Origin of the sequence: Azospirillum sp. B21 (assembly GCF_008364825.1) — a bacterium.
GTDB lineage: Bacteria > Pseudomonadota > Alphaproteobacteria > Azospirillales > Azospirillaceae > Azospirillum.
Genome location: NZ_VTTO01000017.1, coordinates 108,069 through 130,449, shown reverse-complemented (window position 1 = coordinate 130,449; position 22,381 = coordinate 108,069). Strand labels below are relative to the sequence as shown.

Here is a 22,381-nt window from a genome sequence, read left to right as displayed (position 1 = left end):
CCAACAGCGAGAAGAACGGCTACCGCAAGACAGGCCGGCGCAAGCGGCAGGGCGGACCACCCGACAGTGCCTGCGCGACCGACTGACCGCAGGTGTTTGCCCCCGACTTGAAGACCCGATGCGGCCGGCATTTCTGGCAGCAGGATGATGGTTCGGCGATCGTCGCCGCCGTCAAGCCCTGCGCCTACGGCGCACCGCAAAGCGGCGATGGGGCTTGACCGCGCCGCCGAGCCGAACCCGAACGCATCCATGCCAGATATGCCGGAAAAGGCCGGCCCCCCCGACACACCGTCAAGCCAAAGCCTGACCTGCTGACAGTCCTACTTTGCGCAAACCACTGACACTTCTATCCGGTTGCAACATCGGAGTTTCTAATCGGGGGGTTAGGGCTTAACTCGCCGACGTCGTCCTGCACCTGGCGCTTTCGGCGACGATCAGCACCAGCACTGGCCCGGCTTGCTGGTGACCGCGTCCCGCTTTAGCCATTCCGCTCTTTGGGCCCGGCCCAGCAAAGCAACTTGAACCTTGGTGACGCTACGTCTGTGCAGGAATGCCGAGAGGTTGGTGCGGCATCCCCCTATTTCTAACCGACCGCAACAGGTCTGTGTGATCGGCCACTTGGTCGGCGATCAGGTGGATGACTTCGCCCTCGATCTGCACGCTGCCCGTCACTGTCATCATGCTGGCGCCCAAGATGATCCGGCGCTGCTTTTCGAACAGCTGTCGCCAGACGATGACGTTGGCCGTGCCAGTCTCATCCTCCAGCGTCACGAATAGAACACCGTCGGCGCTGCCCGGTCGCTGCCGGACCAGCACCAGGCCGGACACCGTCACCTTGCGCCCATCCCGCGTCCGAGCGAGATCGGCGCAGGGGATGATGCCCTGCACTCTCAGGTCTTGGCGCAGGAGAGCTACCGGATGGCTGCGCAGGCTCAAACCCGTCATCGTGTAGTCCTCGACCACCTCGCTGCCCACAGACATGGGCCTGAGCGTGACCGCCTGCTCGTCGGCCTCCCCCTCGGCGCCGGCGGCGGCGAAGAGTGGCAGAGCCTCATCCCGGAGTGCGCGGATAGCCCACGCCGCTTGGCGGCGCGTCAGCCCCATTCCGGTGAGGGCGTCGGCGGCCGCCAGCTGGCGCAGCGCCGCCACCGGCACCCCGGCCCGGCGCCACAGGTCCTCCACACTGCCATAGGGGCGATCCTCGCGGGCGCTGACGATCCCGGCGCCGGCGGCGTTGGTCATGCCCCTCACCAGCCGGAGTCCGAGGCGGACGGCCAACCTGCCCTGCCCCACCGGTTCCAGCGCGCAGTCCCAGCGCGAGGAGTTGACGTCGACCGGCCGGACCTCGACGCCGTGGTCGCGCGCGTCCCGAACGATCTGCGCCGGCGCATAGAAGCCCATGGGCTGAGCGTTCAGCAGGGCGCAGGTGAAGACCTCGGGATGGTGGCACTTCATCCAGCTGCTGGCATAGGCGATCAGCGCGAAGCTCGCTGCGTGGCTTTCCGGGAAACCATAGGACCCGAACCCCTCCAACTGCTTGAAGGTACCCTCGGCGAACTCCCGGCTGTAGCCGCGCGCCACCATGCCGTCGACCAGCTTGGTCGCAAATTTGCTGACACCGCCGGTTAGCTTGAAGGTGGCCATCGCCCTTCGCAGCTGGTCGGCCTCGCCGGGCGTGAAGCCGGCACATTCGATCGCCACCCGCATCGCCTGCTCCTGAAAGAGCGGAACGCCAAGCGTCGATCCCAGCACCGCTTTGAGCTCGAGTGTGGGGTAGTCCACCGGCTCCACCCCTTCGCGGCGGCGCAGGTAGGGGTGCACCATGTCGCCCTGGATCGGGCCCGGCCGGACGATCGCCACCTGGATGACGAGGTCGTAGAAGGTCCGCGGCTTGATCCGCGGCAGCATGGCCATCTGGGCGCGGCTTTCGATCTGGAAGACGCCCAACGTGTCGGCCCGCCGGATCATCGCGTAGGTCGCGGGGTCCTCGGCCGGGATGCCTGCCAAATCCATGCGGAGGTTCTTGTATTCCTCCAGCAGCTCGAAGGCCCGGCGCATGCAGCCGAGCATCCCCAGCGCCAGGATGTCGACCTTCATTATCTTCAGCGTGTCGATGTCGTCCTTGTCCCATTCGATGACCTGCCGGTCGTCCATGGCGGCGGGCTCGATCGGCACGAGCTCGTCCAGCCGGTCTTGCGTGAGGACGAAGCCGCCCGGGTGCTGAGACAGGTGCCGGGGCGTGCCCATCAGCTGTTGAGCAAGCTCCAGCGTCAGACGCAGACGCCGGTCTTTCAGGTTCAGGTTCAGCTCCTTCGCGTGCTGCTCCTCGACACCCTCGTCCGACCAAGCCCAAATCTGCCCTGCCAGTGTCGCTGTGACGTCCTCGGTGAGCCCAAGCACCTTCCCGACATCGCGGATGGCGCCGCGGGCCCTGTACCGGGTGACCACCGCCGTCAGGGCGGCGCGGTGACGGCCATAGGTCTCATAGATCCACTGGATGACGATCTCTCGGCGATTGTGCTCGAAATCGACGTCGATGTCCGGCGGCTCCCGACGTTCGGCCGACACGAAGCGTTCGAACAGCAGGTTGTGACGTTCGGGATCGATGCTGGTGATGCCAAGCACATAGCAGACGGCCGAGTTTGCCGCCGAGCCCCGGCCCTGGCACAGGATGCCACGAGAGCGGGCGAACCGGACGATGCTGTGGACGGTCAGGAAGTAGGGCGCGTAGCCCAGCTGGTCGATGAGCTGCAACTCATGGCATAGCACGGCCTGGACCTTTTCCGGCACGCCAACGGGATAGCGGTCGGCAACGGCCTCCCAGGTCAGCCGCTCCAGCGACTGCTGCGCCGTTAGACCCGGTATCACGACCTCTTCCGGGTATTGGTACTGCAGCTCGTCCAGCCCAAACTGGCATCGCTCCACGATCTCCAGCGTGCGGGCCACCGCCTCCGGATGTCGGGCAAAGAGGCGGGCGATTTCCGACGGTGGCTGGAGGAAGCGGTCGGCGTACCGCTCCCGCCGGAATCCGGCGCTATCAATGGTGCAGCCCTTGCGGATACAGGTGACGATGTCCTGCATGATCCGGCGCTCCGGCGCGTGATACAGGACGTCGTTGGTCACCACGGTCGGCACACGGTGGGCCGCGGCCAGTTCTGACAGCAGGTGCAGCCGCAGGACATCGCCCGGTCGCCGGCGGAGCGTCAGGGCCATGTAGCACCGGCCGGGAAAGGTGTGGCGCAGCCGCGCCAGTTGCCGGGCGCAGCGGTCGTCCGGCTCGTCCGGCACCAGGATGGCGAGCAGGCCCTCGGACCAATCGGCGACGTCCTCCCACGCCAGATCGCAAGCCCCCTTCCCTGCCCTGCCTTTCCCGAGCGTCAGCAGACGGCAGAGCCGGCCGTAGCCCGCCCGGTCCATGGGATAAAGCAGCAGCGCGGTGCCGTCGCTCAGATCAACTCGGCAGCCGATGACCAGCCGCACGCCAGTCTGCCGTGCCGCCTCGTGAGCGCGGACGACGCCCGCCAAAGAGTGCCGGTCGACGATGCCCAGAGCGGGGATTCCTAGCGCCGCCGCCCGCGAGAACAACTCCTCCGCAGATGAGGCGCCGCGAAGGAAGCTGAAGTGGGTGGTCACCTGGAGCTCGGCGTATGTCGAGCCTACGGGACCCCGCCCCTGCTCGGCCGCGCTCATCCGAACAGCCCGTGGATGAACCATCGCATCGGCCCGGTATCTGGGGAACCGTCCCAGGACCGGTAGAGCCAGAAGCGCTCGCCCGTATGGTCCTCGACGGCGTAGTAGTCGCGCGCGGCCGCCATCTCGCGATCCCGGCGCCACCATTCACCGTGGATGCGCTCAGGCCCATCCGCCCGCTTGATGAGCCGCCGCACGCCGCGCCAGGTGAAGGCCATCGGCGGGTGATCGGGCATCAGAGCCATGATTTCGACCGGCTCCGGCGGCGTCAGCAGCCTCCCTGGACGGGGCCAGTCCGGTGGCCAACTCACCCCCGTCGGCGGCGACAGGGGCGGCACTCGCGTCACGGCGCGCTCCGGAACGTCGCTTTCTACGGGTGCAAGGCGGTAGAGCTGGGTATGACCGATCCGATTGCCAAGGATATCGACCAAGGCAGCAAGGTCCGCCATGTCTACCGCAGGATCAAACCCGGTCCCGGCCAGGGAGAGGTGTCCAACCGGCTTGGCTCCAAGGGGTTCGGTGAGCGTCACCGCGAGATCGGCGCGCTCGATGCCCCATCCTGGGTCAATGCTGTCGATGCGCTCGGTCAGCAGACGAGCGAGGTGTGCGGCGGAGCGAACAGGCTGAGCTGTTCCAATGCGAACCTCCTGCCGCGACCCGTCCACACGGTGCAGCAGTAAATCGAGCGTCCGCGCCCCCAGTCCCCGCTGCTCCAGATGATGGCAGAGATCCTCGACCAGCGCGGAGATGACAACCTGCAACGCCTCTGCGGTGCTGATCGGCTCGACCAAGCCGCGTTTGACCTGGATGACGTCTGGGACGGAGATCGGCACCAGCGGCTCATCGATGCGCCCGTACAATTGGTCCAGACGCCGCACCAAGGCGGCTCCGAAGCGATGTGCCAGGGGCGCTCGGGCCGTCTGCTCCAGATCGCCGACAGTCTCGAAACCAAGTTGTCGCAGTGCGACCACGGTTTTTCCCGGCAGGCGCAAGGCCGCCACGGGCAGGCTATGGAGGAGATCAAGTCCGTCGTCGACGATAACGATCGGACGGTGGCCGAAGCGGGCAATGGCGCTGGCGGCGCCGGCCGTTGCGGCGACGGCAGCCCGTGCGCTTACGCCCATACCGGTCAGACGCTTGACCAGATCATCGAGCAGCGCCCGTTCTCCGCCGACCAAGTGACTGGCACCGGTGATGTCGATCCACAAGCCATCCGGCGGATCGGTGGACACCATGGGGCTGTAACGCACTGCCCATTGGGCCAGCCGCTGCAGGCCGTCGGCGTCCGCGTCCGGCTCGGCATCGGCCACCACAAGAGTCGGGACAAGCGCTCTGGCCCGGGCCAGTGGCATACCGGGGCGCAAACCCAGCCGATACGCGGCGGAATCTGTGGCGGTGATCAGCCGCGGATTGCCGGCGTCGGCGATGACGAGGGGGTGATCCGGCTGAGGAGACGCATCAGCCGACGCGCAGCTCCGCAAATGACGGTCCTGTGCCTCCCTGCCCTTGGCGCGCAGCCGGTCGGTGGGCCATCTGGGCAGGTAGACCGAGACGACCCGTCGCATCACACCCCTCCAGCTCCCATGCCCCTGCCCTACCGCCTCGGTACCTGACCAACTCGACACGCCACCGTGGTCGGCCAATCCCTGGCGCCAGCAGTGGCGTGGATGGCAGAGCTGTAATCCGCCAGCGTGTCATGGAGGCGGTGGGCTGGCTAAACTCCACAGCGGCCGTCGCCGGTCGCAACCAGCGTCGCAACAGGACCGCCGTTACACCCGACTGCTCGGCGGCAATCTGCAATCGGCGAGAGGCGACCATCGGCAGCTGTGACAGTTCGCCAACGACTGCCGCCAAGCCGCGGTGGCGCAGCCCTTCTTCGATCAGCAACGGCAATGTCCGATCGTCCGGCGCCTCGGCATAGATGACGCGGTCCGGCTCCAGGCCGACCTGAGCCAGAGCGGGAGCGTACAGGTCGGGAGTTCGCAGACACCAGAGCACTGGGCCCGTGGTCCGAGCAAGTATCCCGGCGGCAAAGAGAGTCGCCGCTGCGACGTGGGCCTGCTCCTCACCGCCATCGGTCACTTCGTGCACGGCGCCGAGAGGCAGGCCGCCCCCCGGCAGCTGATCGTCGATCTCAGGCTGACCGAAGGGCAACACCCGTAGGGAGCGCCCCCCGCCATTTTCGATCTGGCGGATGCGTGTTCTGAGGTCCTGCAGAGTGGAGCGCGGGTCAGGAGACATGTCCCTTTAGACAACGGCGGAAGGATTATGTTCCCGTTTTGTTCATCAAATCAGGAGCACTGTCAAGCTTTGGTTCCCGGTTCGCTATTCGCCCTCCCCCTCCTGGATGCGGGCAAGACGCGCCATCGCACCCTGTTTGGCGTCGAGTTCCCGGGTGTACCGACCGGGCATCCGCGGATCGCGCCAACCACCCTCGGCCTGAAGGTCGAGCACGCTGGCGCCCGCCTGCCGCAGGTCCTGGGCGGCGCCAACACGGGTCGAATGGCCGGACAGCCCGGCCACCGCTTCCGGCTCCATCCCCGCCGCGGCGGCCAGCCTCTTGAGGATCACCGGCACCGTGCTGGCCGGCAAGGCGGCATCGCGCACCCGGCCAGAGCGGTGGATCGAGCGGAACAGCGGTCCCTGGTCGGCAACGGACGGCGCGGCGACCACCGCGCGCCGCGTCCTCCCCTGCCCCAACAGCCGTTCGCGCTCGCTCCAGTCCATCGCGGCTCGCCACGCGTCGATCGCGGCCACCGTGCGCCGGCGCAAGGGCCGGTGCCTGCCCTCCCCTGCCTGGTCGGTCTTGGTGCGCTCGACGAACACCGTCACCCCGTCCGGCGCGCGCAGGATGTTCTCGATGCGCAGCGCCACCAGCTCGGCCCGCCGACACAGCGTCTCATAGGCCACCAGCAGCAGGGCCCGATCGCGTAGGCTGGTCAGCCACTGCAGGCGGGCCGCGGCCTTGCGCCGTCCGCGCTCCTCGCCGTGCAGCCGTTCCCAGAACGGATCATACGGCGGCTGTGCCGGCTGATCGGGCGGCAGGATCCGCAGGATCTCCTCCCACCGCAAAGCCCGGGCTTGGCGCTGGCGGATGCCGAGCTTGTGCCTGGCGCCGCGCATCCGCTGGCGAATTTCGGAATGGGTGCGGTCGAAGGCGAGACCGGCGGCGCGGTGCCAATGGGCGATGGAGGCCAAATAGCGTTCGATCGTGGCCGGGCGCCGCACGCCGCCGAGGCGGCGCGTGCGGGGGCGGCCGTGGCGGTCGCGGCTCGTCACCGTGACCACCTCGCCGGCGGCCATGGCTTTGACGAAGTCGCCGACCGCTCTGGGCTCCGCCGGCAGGGGGCAGTGTCCATGCTTGGCGCACCAGGCCTGGAACAGGCGGGTGTCTCCCTCCAATGCCCGCTTGGTGTTCTTGGCATAGCTGTCGATGCTGATCTCGGCATGACGGCGCAGATTGCGCTCGATCACCGCGTGCGCGTCGGTGTCTTCGGTGGCGATCGGCAAGGCCGTGGGCGGGGTGGACGGGGGAATCATGGGGCAGCCGGGGCGGTTTCGGGCGTCGTGCCCGGAGCTATAGCGCAGCACCAACGAGCGATAAAGGCCCTTGTCGCTTGTTGGGGTCAACCGAAGTGCCGCAGAAAAGGAAGCCTGTTGTAAGATCCATCATAACACGTAATATCAATAGATTAGAAGAAAAACACGGGATTCGTTCATGCTCATCGCCCGCCATCTTCCCGCCCTTGCCGCCGCCGAACGCGCCCTCGGCCGTCTCGACGCCGCCTTGGCCGACCCTATCAGGCTCGCGTGGCACACCCCTTGCGCAATTCGGCGGAATGCCCTCGCCAGCCTGCGGCTCGATGGCACGCTGCTCACGGAGGAAGACCTTGTGCTGATGGGGGGCGCTCCTGACGCCGTCGCACCCGGTGTCCGCATTGCGGCGTCGCGCGGCGTCGCCCTCGTGAGCTTTGCCAACGCTCTCGATATCGGCCGCTTCACCGTCCAACCTGCCGTGGATGGGTCTGCTGCGGGAAGGCTAGCTGGCGGCGTCAGCAGCATCACAGCGGCGGGACTGCAGGCAGCATTGGAGGGGTTGGCGATGCTCGAAGGTGATCCCGTCGCGATTGTCTGCAAGGAGACCGAACCTGCGGAGCCCTCCGCGCCACGAGAGCTTGCGCCGTGGAGTGCATCGTGGGGCGTGGCTGCCTTTCAGGCTTGGCTTACCGTGGAGGGGTTGCCGGATACCCTACATAGCGACGCTGCTGAGTCAGTCGTCGACGGCATTGCCTCGGTGGAGCGCGCCGTTGTCGGGGCACCGGGGCTGGTTGGTGCGATCCGCGCCTTGCTCCATCTCCACCACCGTGACGACCCGCCGATCCGCCGGCGGGCCAAGCATGATCCGTTTGAGCACCCCACGGTTCGTCAATTACGCGGCCAATCTCAGGCTTCTGCCCCGACGGCTCGGTTCTGGCCCTCACTCGCGCGCCTCGCCGGCCCGGCGCTGTTGCGTGCTGCATGCGGTATCGACCGCACTCATCTTCCCATCGCTGTGGCAATGGCGAAATCGCCAGCGTTGTTCCGGTCAATGCTTGTAGCTGGGGAGGATGAAGCAGTGGGCTGGTTGCTCGACCGCTTCGCCGATCAGGCTGATTTGGAGGTGGAGGCCCTCACCTCTTCGGCGAAATGCGACGCGTCCCGCCGGGCTGCACTCATCGGACGCCGGCGTGACGCCGGCGCTCGGACGCTTCTTGATCATCTCTGGGCTAACCCCGTCCTGACCGTCCGAAGTGCTGGCGCGCTGCTCTGCATATCCGAGCGTGCGGCCCGCGGTGCTCTAGCGGCTTTAGTGGATGCTGGGATCCTGCGCGGTGTCCCCGCATGGCGAGATGATGACGCTCCCCCAGGCCGGACGGCGGCGCGGTCACTAGCCTACGTGGTGAACGAGCCCATAGCGGTTTCCGGTCCGCTGGGCACAACGCGTTCCCGTCGCCGATCAGAACCGCCGGCTGGCAGCCCGATGTACTGGCAGCCGATTGCCACTGCCCCGCAGGACGGCAAGCCACGCTTGGTGTGGGACGAACGCCCATTCATGGCAGCATTCACCTGGTCCACTAGTGACAACACTTCTGCCTGGCGCGTGGGCCGACGCGTACTTCAGCCAACTCATTGGTTGCCCCTTGCGCCGCCGAAACGGATGAAATAGAGAGGGGACTGGCCGCAGAGTCTGACGGCGCTGCGAGGTGCTTCGAGGCTGCGGCTTTGTAATCGACAGGGAGCAAGTTGGTGGGTGGGAGAAATCGTCCTGTGGGGCCAAAATTCGGGAGCAAAACCCATTCAGCCAATGAGAAAGCCAAACCAGGACAAGTGTAGGTTATGGAAAATCTGACGAAGGTTATTACTGGAGCGTTCCATCAGTTGTTAGTGGACTAATTTCGTCGACAATTCTCGCGACGATTTGGTCAGCGCGTGCCTCATCGACAGTAATCTGTCCGGCATTGTCTATATGAGAAAGACCGATGGCCTCAATGGGCTTAAAGGCGATGCGCGCTGCCATTATACGGGCAGCTATGGTGGCCCGGTCGGGGCGCTCGTCCCCTCCTGGAACGGTTGAGTCAGTTCCAAGAGCGCAAAACGAAGGCGGCGGTGCAGGGCTATTGACGGGTCGGGTCATGGCATTGCGAGGTAGGGGTGAGTTCGGTAACTTTAACTATATGCGTTGGAAAACACGAGTCAAAAAGCGCCTTTTCTTGGTAGGCTTAGTTCAGGAATAGAGCTTATGTCGTAAGGTACACTAGTGCATCCAAGGAACTTCATTTGCCGCCGCTGCGGATTACCTCAAAGTGGCAGCGGACTACCGTTAAGCGAGCTCCTAGGAACATGTCGTGTGGATGTGACGCGTCACGGAGCACATGTTGATGTGACGCGTTGGCCGACCGCGGGTAGCGTCTGATCAGACGATTCCGAGAGAACGTTAGGCATTGGATGTTTGCGTTCATCTGGCATAAAATAGTGGCGCGTACGTCACTTCTAAAGATGGGGGCGACCCTGGTTTTTACGATGGCCTGGCGCAATTCCTGCGCGGCACATTTCTCAGGATCAGCAATGGTGCTGAGCGCCTAACCAATACCCTGATTGGGTTCGAGAGATCGGCTGGCGTACGCACCGCATCATTGTGTGCTGCGCCCTAGCCCATGGACCGTGATGTAAATGGAGACCCAGCATTCGGCGTAAAGCTCTATTCTGGTGTGGGGCCATCGTGAACTGAGATTCGCATAATAACATGGCTGGGAGCATCATTCCATGCGAGCGCTTCCGTTGGCAGGTGTTGCTATTTGCAACACCTGCCATGGGCGGTCTGACACGAGTGAAGTGTTGCAAGTAGCAACGCTCTGGGTGTCTCGCCTCAGTCCACGTCCTCCCCAGTCAACAAGGAGTCGATAGCCTCACGCACCGCCCGAAGCATCGCGCGGTCTGTCTCGGCCAACGGCTTGCCCATTGATCCCGTCCGCAGAGAAATCAATGCATCGCGCGTGGTCAGAACACTCCGGGCGACACGCTTGGGCAAAGCCGAATTTATAATCTCGGCAGGCTCCTCAGAAGCAAGCCGTGACTTCACTTTCGGCGCCCTGCCAGCATTGTCTTGTTCGACTTCAGTGCTGAGGTATGCGCATTTTGCGGCTTCCCAGGCGGCAATTTGCGCTGCGACATCAGTAAGGCCAGCAATGTGCCTTAGTACCTTCATCGGGACCTTTACCTGGAGATACTCCTCTCGAACCCTGACGGGGAGCTCGAGTATCTTCAGGGTCCGTGACACTTCTGACTTTGCAACTCCGAAATGCTTGCTTATGTCGCCTTGTGACCACCGCCGGTTCGCCATGATGCTGGCGAAGCCGTCTGCGATCTCGAACGGGTTGAGATCTGAGCGAAGAAGATTTTCTACAAGCGCGATCTCATCGGCAGGCACATCGGAATCAAGCACAACAGCGGTGACAGTAGGATGCTCAAGGGCACGGACGGCACGGAGTCGTCGCTCGCCGTAGGCGAGCTGGTACAAGCCGTTCGGAAGTGGCTTCACGCCGATCGGTTCAAGGAGGCCATAGCGGTCGATGGACTCCGTTAATGCGGTTAACTCAGCTTCGTCGAAGTCTCGACGAGGTTGGTCAGGGTTGGTGGTGATCGAGTCGACCTCGATCTGCGCTGTGCGGCTGTTGCGGGTCTGGAACGAGACCGGCAGAGCGCTCTCCCCCACGGGCTTGGCTTCGCGGCCTTCACGAAGAACGCCGAGCATTGCGCTGTTAGTGCGCCCAAGTTTACGCGACATGAGCCACCTCGCTCAATCTCAGACCGAAGCGCTTCGTGCGTTCGGAGACAAGGGCATCGGCCACACTGCGCAAAGAGTCGGCGCCGGCGGCATTAGATACAGCGCTCACAGCGGCCTGCCCTGCTGCAAATGCTTGGCTGTAGATTGTTGCACGAGGCAGTGGGTCGAAGATTCGCGTCGTACCAGAATAGGCCTTTCGCAGTTCTAGTAGTGATTCCCGATCTTGAGTGAGCCGTTGATTAAACATCGTTGGGAGAATGCCGAGCACGGTTAATGTCGATTGGACAGTGTCACGAATGTCCGAGATCGACTCGAGGATATACTCGATGCCGAGCACGGACATGAGTTCGGTCTGGCATGGGATGAGGACTGTGTCCGAGGCAGTTAGGCTGTTCATCGTCATCTGTGCCAAGTGCGGTGGCGTGTCGATCACGACGAAATCGTAGGTTTCTCGAAGTTGTGCGAGGGCTTTGCGAAGCGTGAATATCCCGGTGACCTGTCCTTGGAGTTCTCCTTCCACCTTTGCTAGTCTGATGCTTGAAGGGACGACATCGAGGCCCGTGCCCTCCACCTGCACCACGACATCGGCGAGTGCGACTTCTTTGCGGAGCACGGCATCGAGAGTGCGGCGCTGCCGGTGGAGTTCAATCGCGTTAAAACCTAGGTGGATCGTGGCACTCGCCTGGGGATCGGCATCGATCAGCAACACCCTGTGCCTGCCTTGTGCTAGCATCGTCGCGACATTTACGCTGGTCGTGGTCTTGCCGACGCCGCCTTTCTGATTGCTGACGGAAACGACGAGGGCAGGGCCGTGCTTGACACCAATGTCGGTGATCTCACGATGTAGCAGGTCAATCACGACCTGAGGCGGTTTGTCTGCTCCACGCTCCCACCCGCTGATCTTCTGCTTGTCATATCGGCGTGCGAGACGTTCATTGAGCCAAGTCGCGAATTCCGGCTGACTTAAGGAGAGTCGCTCGCGGAACGCCTTTATATTGTCCCCTAGCATGCGCGGCTCCGATGGAAAGTAGTGTCAGGATCCTCAATACAGGTAGCGCCCACATTCGTCAAGAAACGCCTGGATCGGGCAAAACCGACTACCCACTATTGAAGCACCCAAGCATCCCAGGATGGCGCGCTACAGTGACTGCTGTTGGGGAGAGGGTGTTGCAAATAGCAACAGCGGAAAGTGGGGCCGTCCTGAATCAGCACTTATGCGCCGCAGTTCCGGAGCGCGGTGTCGCACGGGAATGACGTACCAGCGCCCGGTGGATATCTTACTGATGTTGGAGCATGGCGCTTATGTGCGGCCAGCGGATAAGATGCACTGCTGCGAGAAGGCAGGGTGACGAGGGTGGGCAATGCCCTGCCCTCGCCTTGATGAGCGACTAGGCGCTCTCGGCACCCTGCGCGGGTGTGGTGCTGCGAATAAACTGCCGCGCTAGCGCCTTTCTCGCGGCTTCCTTCGGGTCGGGCTGCGGAGGAACTGCCGCCGATGCTGAAGCGGAAGGTGCAACTGGTGCAATGGCCGAACCGGGCACAACCAAGCGACCCTGCAGGTGCAGCGCGCCGAGCGTCGCGAGAAGCCTGATACGCCCGGCCCGGTCACTTGAATGAACAGCATTCAACTCCGCAAGGAGCTCTGGCGTATCAGTACCGATCGTTACCAAAACCTTGGTTGGCTTAGGTGCGGAGTCATCCGCGCCCTCATCTAGTTGTCTTCGACGGGCCATCACCTAACACCCTACAGGTTTGTGCCATAAGCCCAAAAACCGCGTGCGTTCGCAAGCGCCGGCTCATCAGCGGTGATAATGCGAGCATTGGGAAAGAGATCACGAGCTGTCGGCTCGTACATCGCGGCGCCACCGCCGGCGAGCAGGACCAAGTCCACGTTCGTCTGCCCAGTGCGCATAGAAGTGCGCAGAGCCTTAAGAGCTTCGGGAGCAACTTCCTGGGCGGCGGCGGTAAGAAGAGGTTTCAGCTCTTCCTTGTTCGAGCTGACCAGGACGTAAGATTTGCCGTTGCGGAGAGCCACCTCGATAGCTTCGACTCCAGGCCCAGTTCCATACCGCTCCATCAATATCCGATTGGCCGTAGCGAGAAGGACGGACATGGCCTGCGTCGAGCTGGTCGAGAGCTTATCACGCAACTCGCCTCGCTCGATCAGCACAAAGTCGACTGAGAAAAAGCCGGGGTCAATTACCACGATCCGGGCCTCAGCAAGGAATTCCGGATCGTCGTAGGATGAGAGAAGATCCATATACGCGCCGGTGGGCTGCGGGATCACCACGGTCTTTCTGACCTCCACCTCTCGACGCTCGGCAATCCGGTGCTTGCCCGTGAGCTTCTCCGTTAGAGCGTCGATGTTCGCTTGCGTGCAGTGAACCACCGGCAATCCGGTGACGAGCACGTCTACCGTGTTTTGTCCGCTCAACGCTAAAGTTGCATTGGCGAGGGCTGTGTACGCGCGGGTGCTAGTAAAATCCTTATGAAGCTCGCGGTCGTACCCCTGGAAGCGGTCGTGCTCGGTGGCGGCCGCCCAGGGCTCCCCGTCAACGAGCGTCAGCACATAGTTCTCCGACCCAGTGATACGGTGGGGCAGGAATTCCTTCGGCCCGGCTCCCGATGGCCGAAGGATTGTGGTCGGAGCAGACGCATCAGACGCTCCATGTGCGATCTTCAGTCCGGAATAGCCGATATCCATCCCGATAACGAATGCCATGGTATCTCCCATATGTTGAGCGGGGCAGGAGCGAACGTCGACAAAAAACGATCAATCGTCGCGCGGCGGTCGCTCCCGCGGTTGAGTGGTGGGCGGTTGTGAGGTATAATAGCGATCTAAAGCGATGTAAAGTCATACTGCAGCGGGCGCAGCGATGGGGTAGTTCTCAGTCTCGGCGGTCGCGACTCGACAACGGATATAAAATGATGGACGACTTAAGCACGTTCTGGGCTGAGGTTTACCGCGGCATTGGTTTGACGGAAACAGGAGTGGCTCTCGGAACCTTCACCGCTGATCCCGTCGGGACCATAGCGATGCTGGCCTCGAGTCCGTCAGGGCGGCACTGGCTTGCGTCACGGAAGGTCGATGCGACGAGCCTCGCCGGTCTTCTGAACGACGGCATGACGCACGTGCCGCGGAACTCAGAAGCCATGCGAAATGGGGTTCGTGAGCATGATGCTCATGCAGCATTGTCCACACGCTTCCAGCGGAACTGAGGAGGTGAAGCCATGTTTGATCGGTCGTTTGTTGCCGGCCTACAGGAAGCAGCGAAGCGCCAGCTTTGGCTCGACTTCGAGCAGATGCCGAAGGAGTTGGAGGCTGGTAGTCTCGTGATTGCCGAGGAGCTTATCAGCACGCTTACTCCTGTGCCGTTACGTGGCCGGCCGGACGCAGTGTACCTAAACAACAAAGGCTGGCTGGTTCCGGTCGAAACGAAGGTGAGATCCCGTGCGGTGGTGCGTCTCCGGGATATCGTACAGTTGTCGGTCTACCGCGTGATGCTGGAGCGGGGAGGGTGGGGAGATAGGTACGATGCCACCATCGCCCCCTATGGATATGTTCGGCTGGTGGTCCATGGTCGTCCCCGCTACTGCCGGGTGCCGCTGTTTGATCAGGTTCTGATCGTCATGCTTTGGGCGGCATACTGGCGCTGCAGAGCCTAGAGCGGCCGTACAATCGCGCGCATTTTTTGCGCCGCGCGCGCGCGCCCGAACGCTGGGCATAATCTAGCCTGCATGGCATGCAGACTCGTCGCATCCTACAGGCCGCGCCGCTGATCGTGGCCCTTTGCACTTACGCCAGCGTCGCCGCGGCGCAAGAGCAATCGTTCCTCCGTGGCAGCCGCCAGGGATGGTGGTTCTATAAAGAGGAACCCGACCCGGAGCCGCCGGCCGAGGTTGAGCCGGAGCCGCCTCCGGCACAGAAGCCACCTCCACCAGCTCCTCCACCAGCTCAAGTTCTACCTCCAGCGCCGGCGGCTGCCGGTCCGCAGCCGTTTAGCGTCGACTGGATGCAGGAGAACCTGGAGAAGCTTCGTAAGCAGGCCATAGACAATCCGACCCGCGAAAACGTGCTGGCTTACCTCTACACGCAGCGGGTTGCCTTCGACAAGGCATCGGCATTCTCGCTCGCTACCCAGCGGTATGTGATGGGTGATCCGTTGATTGATGAGACCACCCGACGGCCAACAGCAACTTTTGCTGCAAACGCGATGAACGAAGCGGCAAGCAGCCGCCAGGAGCAAGTGCTGCGCAAAGTCGCAAATGACACTGGAATAACGTTCTTCTTCTTATCGACGTGCGAATTCTGCAAGCAGATGGCGCCTATTGTTAAGGCGCTCGCACAGAACTACGGGTTCAAAGTTCTACCGGTGTCGGTTGACGGCTTACCCATGCCAAATAGCCCCTTCGAGGAGTACATAGTGAACGCTGGCCAAGCCGAGGCGCTGGGGGTGACTTCTGTGCCCGCGCTCTTCCTGATGCGCCCGCCACAAGATGTGCAGCCGTTGGCTCAGGGTGTGCTGGCCCTAAATGCCCTGCGAGACCGCATCGCAATGGCCGCACTGAACGCGGGCTGGATAACTGAGGACGAATTCAAATCCACGCAGCCGGTCAATCCAATGCCCTCCCTGGCCGGGGCTGTCAGTTCGGCCGCCCAGGAGATCTCTGCGCAGGAGCTTCAGGACCCTGCGAGATTGGTGGCCTACATCCGCAGCAAGGTTCGAATGTGAGGAGGGTGGGATGAAAAAGCTCGTGTGCACCGTCTTTGCGGCCTGTTTGATGATGGCCGCCAGCTCGCCTGCCAAGGCCGACCTGCAGCGGCAACTGAACGACATGTTCGGGAGCATGGTAAACGCCACGCCGCCTGGGGTATGGGAGACGCAACGTCGTGGGGTTGTGAGCGGCGGCTCAATTGTAATGCGTCAGAAAATCATGAACGAGAACTTGGTTTCGTTCAGTCCCCCTCGTTTTAACTATGGCTGCGGAGGTTTGGACTTATACGCTGGTAGTTTTAGCTTCGCTAACGGTGAGCAATTTGAGCAGTTGATCAGGAATATTGGGGCTGGCGCGCAAGGCGCAGCCTTTATGGCCGCACTCGACGTTATGGCGCCCAACCTTTCAGATACACTTGCGTGGATTCAGGATCGAGTGCAGCGATTTAATGAGCTCTTCTCCAACGGTTGCCAGTTGGGGCAGGGTCTGTTTAACGACACCATCGGAGCCGCTACCGGTAAGAAGGTCAACGAGGAAACTTTCATCGGGCGTGCGGCGGGTATTTTCGATGACGATTTTGACGCGCGGTCGTCGCGATCTGGGCGGAGTCCAGGAACGCGTATTGCTAGCGGCGGAACCCAGCAGGCACAGCAGGACCGAAGAGATAAGATTACCGTAAATCTGGTATGGCGCGCTCTGAAGGATAGCAGTGCCTCCCAATGGTTCGCCGGCGGAGATGACAGACTGTTGGAAGCAATCATGAATTTGACTGGCACCGTCATCGTCCAAGACAAAGGCGGAGATGACGATCCGGTAGTGTTTGTTCCAAATCAGTTAACGGTTCATGACCTCCTCTACGCTGGTGAGACGCAGTCTGGATCAAGTTCTGCGTTAGAGTTGAGCCTGATCAGATGCGATGAGTATTCACGGTGTGAAAAGCCGGCGAGCAGACCACAGGGTGTACCGATGGATGGCCTGCACAAGATGATCCGGCAGCGACTGTTGGGTAGTAGCAGTAGCCCTGGGATTGTCTGGAAACTCCACCCAAGACTTAGTAACGGTTCGGAGATGACTGCTGAGGAGAAAGCGTTTAGCACGTCTATGCAGGGAGGAATTGGCGGCCTTGTAATCCAAATGTCAAAGTCAGGTAACTATGACGCGACAGAGTCATTTGCGCGTCAGATTATTCCATTCCTTGCATATGAAATGGTCGAAGTGATAGTTCGCGATCTTTACAAAGCGGTTCGGATTGCAAGTAGTGGGAAGGATCATTACATGCAACCAGAGTTCTTAAAGCGGCTTGATCAAGTGCATGCTGAGCTACGGGCAGAGCTAAGTTCAATCCAAGGGACTTACGGCCCGCGATCGAATGTATTCACTCTGTACGAAAGCCTCCAGCGAACGATGGACCGGCCAAATCCTGTCGTGCACCTTCAGTGATATGACATCGATATTCGATAAAAGGACATGACAATGTCTTGGACGATCTACTCAATCGGTGATAGCGCGTGGCTCGAGCAGGTCTTGAACTCGCTTGCGATGCTGACAGGTGCGGGCACCTTTGCCGGCATGGGCAGAATTGGGATGCTGATCGGCATAATTCTCGCGCTGGTTCAGGCCATAATCACGAACCGCATCAATATCGGCCAGACTGTCGTAGCTCTCATTCTGTTTTCCGGGCTCTATGGAACAACGACAACGGTGACCGTTTACGACATTTACTCGGGGCGGATTAGGGTGGTCGCAAACGTGCCAGGAGGCGTTGCTATTGCTGGTTCTGTGATCTCAACCTTGGGAGAGCGCACCACGAGCCTGATGGAGCAGGCGTTCAGCACACCGCGCATGACAAGCTACGGCTTTGTCGCTCCCCTCGTCACGCTTAAGGAAGTTGCGACGGCGACCATCAAGGTTCCTGCTGGGTTAGGAGCCGCTAACAGCTATTCCGTTGACACCGATTGGTTTCGATCCTGGCAGAATTATGTTGCAGATTGCACAAAAACAAAGATTAGCAACTATCCATCCCAACTTACCGACATAATGTTAACCTCAACACCGGCAGCAAGCCTGAAATTTCAAGATGTAAATCACGGAACAATGATCTTCAGCGGAGGCGAGCAGGCATTAGACTGTACTGCGGCCCATCAAGAGCTTCTCAGAATGAATCAAGCGTTTTTGCCTGGCTTCAAAGACAGGATCTTGGCCGCAAAGCTCACGTTGCCGCCAGAGGAGCCGCGAAATGCGGCGTCGGTAACATCCCAGATCCAAATGGCATTGGATTCGCTTGGTCTTGCAGTGTCGGCCGATGAATTCATCATCGCGTCGTTGCTCGAGCGTGCCTACTCGGCCGGCATGAAGCAAGCGGCACAGCTAGACCAGGCATTTGCCCTGGCGACATCAATCGACGATGCGGCGAAGCTTCGCGCAACGGCCTGGGATATAGAAGCCGGGCTGTTCATGAAAAGCTGGCGACCAATGTTAACTGCCATTGAAGGATTTCTCTATGCGGTTACGCCGTTCCTACCCTTAACAATTTTTTTCGGAATGGCGGGCATCAAGATCGCGGCGCAGTACCTTATGACCTTGGTCTGGGTTTGGACATGGATGCCCGTGCTTGCGATCGTCAACAACTATGCTTGCTGGATCGTCCAAGAAAAGGCTTCGCTACTTTCGGGTAACGGAACGAGCGCGACGTCATTTGTAGGGATGCTCCAATTTGAATCCGTCGTAAGAGATTGGTTGGGCTACGCCAACTACATGGCTGCGAGCATTCCGATGCTGGCTGGGATGGTGATTGGCATGGGCGGAATGAAGGCCTGGGGAGCCTATGCAATGGGGCATGGCAAGCCGAATACTGTGGATCCCAGCGAAGCCACGCCACGGACAATGCAGCAGGCGCCGCTGCTCCAGATGGGCGGAGCGTATAGTGGCACCTACTCCCGCGGGGATGCGATTATCGGCGAGGTGGATGCCAAGAACCGCCTACCACTTAGCAGCCTCAACTCCCTCTGGGACAAGGCAACTTCCAGTTCGCAGAGGGCCGTTGAGACTGCCCAGACGTCGGTCACGGCGGCGGCAAGCCAGGCCCTGAAAGAAACCTGGGGGAAGAACGAGGACGGGGGGTGGCGCGATCTAAGGACCGTGGCGAGCAACTTTGAACGCTCGAACACGTTCTCCGGCGTCAAGGATGATGTTGCATCGGTTTCCGACCAACTCCGACGGGTGAGCGGGCGATCGGAGCAGGATGTTGCAGCGATAGTTGCCGGCGCTTCGGTCGAAGCTGCTGCCGGCCTTGAGGTTGGCGGGAGGAAGGCTGCTGGACAGCGAGGAACAACCGAAAGCTCTGTTACCTCTGGGAGGGGTAATGAGACGAGTACAACGACACGGGTTGGGCAACCAATCGCGGGAGGGGCGGGGAGTAAAGAGCAGGCTACGAGAGAGTTCAGCGGTACGAACTCGAGAGACACAAAGTCGGACGGTACTTACGAGTCTGATGAACATAGCCGCGGTCGGTCTCGAAGCGTTACGGCCCGAGCGGGGGCTCGTGGCGAAATCGGCACCAATGCTTCTACCGAGCGGAGTTTTACGGGTTCGCTTAGTGCAGACGAGCAGTCTGTAATCCGGCAAAATCAAGCGCGTTTGGCGAAGATTGGACGAGCCATCACTGGCGCGTCGAGCCAAGGGGGCGGCACAACATTTCTGCGCGGTACTGGTCTCGAGCGTGATGACCGTGTGCAGAAGGCTTTGGCCGAGCAGAGGACTGCGGAACGCGCCTATCAGGAGGCCACAACGCACCGGGGCTCTATCCAGTCTGGGGTTAACCCTGATCCGCTGCTGCTCGCCCGCAATCTCGGCAATGATCAGAAGAGCATGGGCGAGATGTCGCAATTGCTGCTCGAGATGGGAGGCTTGGACGCCGCACGGCAACTCGCGGTGCAGCATGGGTATTATGAGCGATTTGGCTCGCGTCGCGACGGTGATGCTGCGGCGATGATGCAGACTCTTCTCGGCGATAATCCATACGCCAAGCATCTGGACGATCAGCGTCTTGCAGATCGGTCGACCGTCGCGCTATCGGCGCTTGAGCGTGCGACGGGCTTCGCAGTTAGGGGGGCAAACCTTGGCAATCATCAAGATCAGGCTGGAATGGCCGATCGGGTCAATTCGACGACCCCACAGACGGGGGCGGTCTTCCATCGTGCTCGCGGTGTGGAGCCAGGCCAGAGCATCGGACGAGCTGCAGGTCTCCAGCGCGAGGTAAACATGGGGATGAAGTCAAATCGGCGCATGGGGCACGTGGGTGCTGGCGAGCTATCGACAGAATTTAATGCAGCGGTCGACGCAATTCGAACAGGTAACCAGTCATGGGTCGCGTCTCAGTATGGAGAGCAAGCACCGCGGGCAGCTGAGATGGCAGTCGATATGACCAGTCAATCTCTTGCCGGGAAAATGGCTGAGCTTCCGCAAGTTATTAGCGGCGGTGCTGCAGGGGTCACTGACTGGCTGCGCGGTTCGGTCGGGATGAAACAAGATCGTAGCTTTGACGAGTTGAAAGGCCAAGCCTCACAGAGGGGGTGGACGGAGAGACAGGCCCACCTCTTCGCTATGTCGGGTGGCGGGAACCCCCTGGTTGGTATTTCGCGCCTAAAGCCCGAAATCGGTGCAATTGCTTCGCCTGAATTTATGGCGGCTTACCAGGCTGTAGTGGACGAGGCAGGCGGCGGGAAGGGAGGTGAGGCGGTGGCCAAACTTGTCAGCGGCGCCGGCGCATTGCGCGACGTCGACCATGGTGGATCCTCCAACGTTGTCTCCTTCTATAATCGGACACATGGGCTCAAGCACGCGTTTGAGAAGGCGCCGGAAGTCCATGGTAGGGAGGTTGATAGGTCGCCTTTCGATGGGGAGGTGCGGGTGGGTGTCTTGCCAGGTAATGCGGCATCCGATGCCGATACGGTTCAGCGCTATGAACGCGGGGGGACATCGCGACAGGAAGAGGGCGGGGGAGAGCTCCCAGCCTCCGGAGAGGGTGGAGGCCAGACGAACGGGACAGCCAGTCGATCGGCCGAGAGGAGTGATGGCGGTCCTGGGACTGGATCACACGCGCCTGTTGGATCACGGTCAACGGGCCAGCCTGTCGCATTTCACTCAGTTCAACAGGAAGGTGGGGGCGGTGCTCCCGCCGGCGAGCGTGGTGGCGTTGATCGAATGCCGAACCAAGAAGGCATGTTTACGCCCGGCAACGGTTCTGCAGCAGGTGTTCGGGGGGATGCCCCTCAGCACGATGCCCAGCGCACGCAATCCCCCGGCCATGGTGGGAATTTACGCTCGGCTGAACAGGAAGGTGGAAGCGGTGCCTCAACGAGCAGAGAGGCTGCAGGTGACCGGGCAGTGCCGGCGGCGCATGCTGATCGCGCCGCCGATGGCGGAGGCCCCGGCTCAGACCTCTCTATCGCTACCTCGGAGGCGACGGCCGGCAGTGGAGCGGCGGTAGAGCCCACCGCATTGTCCGGCAGTGCGGCTGGCGGCGCGAGGCAGCAGGAGACACGGTCTGATACTGAAGAAGTCGACCGTGTTCTCCAGCAGGATGCTGCAAGTCCGTTGGGGGACGGCTCGCGGACTGGAAGGTGAGAGAGCGTGAAAAACGCTATGGCGAAGCAGTGAGAATGAGGGACATCCCGAAGATCAACCAGCTGCGGTCGCGGTAAGACAATCTTGAGAGCTTCCCTCTACGCAGTCGCGACAAGATCACCGAGAGTACATGGTAGAATATACTTGTCGGGACAGGATGGCATAATAGGGACTAGATAAGAGAACAATCACGAAAGGACCGCTACCTCTTGCGCTTGTCCTGGAAGTATGTATGATGGTTGAAGAAGTTCATGAATGGAGGCGTCCATGCCGAAATCTGTTGTCCGTTGGGGGCTGATCGCCGCTGCCGCGCTCATCGGAACTGCCTGGACGCTCTGGACCGTGCCGGTCTTGGTATTCGGCTTCGTGCTTCATAACGTATTGGAGCGTTCAGAGCGCAGAGCTGCAGCATCTGCGCAGGCCGGTCTCGCGGAAGCGGAGCGCAGGGTCACTGCGCGCATCCAGGCGACAGCGGCAGAGATCGCGCGAGCGAAAAAGGAAATCGAACGTCGAGCATCGTCCTCTGGGGAGGACAACCGTGCGCTCGTTCATATTGAAGGGCTTGGTTCGGTGGGTATGCAGAAGCTCATGGATCAACTGGACGAGAGCCTTGCTATGGAGCGCCGGTACAGCAGGCATTCCGATATGCTTTGGCATTGAAGTATTTTTCGGCAAGGCGCCCGGCTCTTTCGTGGAGCCGGGCTTTTTTTTGCCGATTGTTTTGTCAGGACAAGCTGAACGGGGCTGCATACTCGCGTATTTATAGTGTGGTGTTGGAAACACAGCAACGTTAAGGGTCTGATATTATGCCCCCGAGGTAGCTCCAACGTTAGCTGTGGCAAAGTTATGTCGTGACGCGTACCGAAATATTACTCATAAGCATAAGCTGCGGGAACTGAAGAATATTGGGCCAAGCGGGGGCGGGCTGGCTGATATGTTGCCACGCGTGGCGGATTAATTGGAAAAGCCCATAGTAAATAATTCGTAAATGCAAATAGTATGCGGTGAAGTGCTTATCATGATGCG

At 61.2% G+C, this 22,381-nt stretch carries 13 protein-coding genes; 7 read left to right on the top strand and 6 right to left on the bottom strand.

What is annotated here, in order from left to right:
• Positions 1 to 534: 534 nt before the first annotated feature.
• Together FZ983_RS27715 and FZ983_RS27710 are read right to left on the bottom strand one after the other, a co-directional pair.
• Entirely contained in the window at positions 535 to 3,690 is a 3,156-nt protein-coding gene (locus tag FZ983_RS27715; protein WP_149227489.1) for an error-prone DNA polymerase, read from the bottom strand.
• Positions 3,687 to 5,255 carry a DNA polymerase Y family protein gene (locus FZ983_RS27710; protein WP_149227487.1) on the bottom strand — a complete coding sequence of 523 codons (1,569 nt, stop codon included), beginning with the start codon at positions 5,253 to 5,255 and terminating at the stop codon, positions 3,687 to 3,689. Before FZ983_RS27710 ends, FZ983_RS27715 begins: the two co-directional genes overlap by 4 nt.
• Before the next feature lie 295 nt (positions 5,256 to 5,550).
• Between FZ983_RS27710 and FZ983_RS34535 the strand changes: the two genes are divergently transcribed.
• The gene (locus tag FZ983_RS34535) at positions 5,551 to 5,853 is read left to right on the top strand and encodes a hypothetical protein (protein ID WP_211103002.1); all 303 of its coding nucleotides are present in this window, start codon (positions 5,551 to 5,553) and stop codon (positions 5,851 to 5,853) included.
• 162 nt (positions 5,854 to 6,015) lie between these two features.
• On the opposite strand, the gene FZ983_RS27700 is transcribed toward FZ983_RS34535, so the two are convergent.
• A complete protein-coding gene (locus tag FZ983_RS27700; RefSeq protein WP_149227483.1) occupies positions 6,016 to 7,230 on the bottom strand; it encodes a tyrosine-type recombinase/integrase in 1,215 nt (404 codons plus the stop codon).
• Positions 7,231 to 7,408: 178 nt separating this feature from the next.
• Here FZ983_RS27700 and FZ983_RS27695 point away from each other — a divergent pair, with 178 nt between their 5' ends.
• Positions 7,409 to 8,896, top strand: coding sequence for a DUF551 domain-containing protein (locus FZ983_RS27695; RefSeq protein ID WP_149227481.1), 1,488 nt, complete (start codon positions 7,409 to 7,411; stop codon positions 8,894 to 8,896).
• A gap of 1,200 nt (positions 8,897 to 10,096) precedes the next feature.
• Here FZ983_RS27695 and FZ983_RS27690 read toward each other — a convergent pair.
• The 3 genes from FZ983_RS27690 to FZ983_RS27680 all read right to left on the bottom strand — a co-directional run bounded on the left by FZ983_RS27690 (position 10,097) and on the right by FZ983_RS27680 (position 13,736).
• Positions 10,097 to 11,014 (bottom strand): ParB/RepB/Spo0J family partition protein, encoded by a 918-nt coding sequence (locus FZ983_RS27690; protein ID WP_149227479.1) that lies wholly within the window; start codon positions 11,012 to 11,014, stop codon positions 10,097 to 10,099.
• Positions 11,004 to 12,023: an AAA family ATPase gene (locus FZ983_RS27685; RefSeq protein WP_149227477.1), complete on the bottom strand. Its 1,020-nt coding sequence runs from the start codon at positions 12,021 to 12,023 to the stop codon at positions 11,004 to 11,006. The genes FZ983_RS27690 and FZ983_RS27685 overlap by 11 nt, the downstream gene beginning before the upstream one ends.
• 735 nt (positions 12,024 to 12,758) lie before the next feature.
• Positions 12,759 to 13,736 carry a ParM/StbA family protein gene (locus tag FZ983_RS27680; RefSeq protein ID WP_149227475.1) on the bottom strand — a complete coding sequence of 326 codons (978 nt, stop codon included), beginning with the start codon at positions 13,734 to 13,736 and terminating at the stop codon, positions 12,759 to 12,761.
• Positions 13,737 to 14,245: 509 nt separating this feature from the next.
• Here FZ983_RS27680 and FZ983_RS27675 point away from each other — a divergent pair.
• The 5 genes from FZ983_RS27675 (at position 14,246) to FZ983_RS27655 (ending at position 22,015) form a co-directional block, all read left to right on the top strand.
• Positions 14,246 to 14,680 carry a hypothetical protein gene (locus FZ983_RS27675; RefSeq protein WP_149227473.1) on the top strand — a complete coding sequence of 145 codons (435 nt, stop codon included), beginning with the start codon at positions 14,246 to 14,248 and terminating at the stop codon, positions 14,678 to 14,680.
• 77 nt (positions 14,681 to 14,757) lie between these two features.
• Positions 14,758 to 15,747 (top strand): conjugal transfer protein TraF, encoded by a 990-nt coding sequence (traF, locus tag FZ983_RS27670; RefSeq protein WP_149227471.1) that lies wholly within the window; start codon positions 14,758 to 14,760, stop codon positions 15,745 to 15,747.
• Between the two features lie 10 nt (positions 15,748 to 15,757).
• Positions 15,758 to 17,170 (top strand): conjugal transfer protein TraH, encoded by a 1,413-nt coding sequence (locus tag FZ983_RS27665; RefSeq protein ID WP_149227469.1) that lies wholly within the window; start codon positions 15,758 to 15,760, stop codon positions 17,168 to 17,170.
• 33 nt (positions 17,171 to 17,203) lie between these two features.
• Entirely contained in the window at positions 17,204 to 21,355 is a 4,152-nt protein-coding gene (locus FZ983_RS27660) for a conjugal transfer protein TraG N-terminal domain-containing protein (protein ID WP_188092552.1), read from the top strand.
• Positions 21,356 to 21,622: 267 nt separating this feature from the next.
• Positions 21,623 to 22,015, top strand: a complete 393-nt coding sequence (locus FZ983_RS27655) for a hypothetical protein (RefSeq protein WP_149227466.1) — start codon at positions 21,623 to 21,625, stop codon at positions 22,013 to 22,015.
• Positions 22,016 to 22,381: the final 366 nt, after the last annotated feature.

What these genes read in the sequence shown, in the direction of transcription:
- FZ983_RS27715 (WP_149227489.1), bottom strand. Translation starts at nt 3,690, where the DNA reads ATGAGCGCGGCCGAGCAGGGGCGGGGTCCCGTAGGCTCGACATACGCC.
- FZ983_RS27710 (WP_149227487.1), bottom strand. Translation starts at nt 5,255, where the DNA reads ATGCGACGGGTCGTCTCGGTCTACCTGCCCAGATGGCCCACCGACCGG.
- FZ983_RS27700 (WP_149227483.1), bottom strand. Translation starts at nt 7,230, where the DNA reads ATGATTCCCCCGTCCACCCCGCCCACGGCCTTGCCGATCGCCACCGAA.
- FZ983_RS27695 (WP_149227481.1), top strand. Translation starts at nt 7,409, where the DNA reads ATGCTCATCGCCCGCCATCTTCCCGCCCTTGCCGCCGCCGAACGCGCC.
- FZ983_RS27690 (WP_149227479.1), bottom strand. Translation starts at nt 11,014, where the DNA reads ATGTCGCGTAAACTTGGGCGCACTAACAGCGCAATGCTCGGCGTTCTT.
- FZ983_RS27685 (WP_149227477.1), bottom strand. Translation starts at nt 12,023, where the DNA reads ATGCTAGGGGACAATATAAAGGCGTTCCGCGAGCGACTCTCCTTAAGT.
- FZ983_RS27680 (WP_149227475.1), bottom strand. Translation starts at nt 13,736, where the DNA reads ATGGCATTCGTTATCGGGATGGATATCGGCTATTCCGGACTGAAGATC.
- FZ983_RS27675 (WP_149227473.1), top strand. Translation starts at nt 14,246, where the DNA reads ATGTTTGATCGGTCGTTTGTTGCCGGCCTACAGGAAGCAGCGAAGCGC.
- traF (WP_149227471.1), top strand. Translation starts at nt 14,758, where the DNA reads ATGCAGACTCGTCGCATCCTACAGGCCGCGCCGCTGATCGTGGCCCTT.
- FZ983_RS27665 (WP_149227469.1), top strand. Translation starts at nt 15,758, where the DNA reads ATGAAAAAGCTCGTGTGCACCGTCTTTGCGGCCTGTTTGATGATGGCC.
- FZ983_RS27660 (WP_188092552.1), top strand. Translation starts at nt 17,204, where the DNA reads ATGTCTTGGACGATCTACTCAATCGGTGATAGCGCGTGGCTCGAGCAG.
- FZ983_RS27655 (WP_149227466.1), top strand. Translation starts at nt 21,623, where the DNA reads ATGCCGAAATCTGTTGTCCGTTGGGGGCTGATCGCCGCTGCCGCGCTC.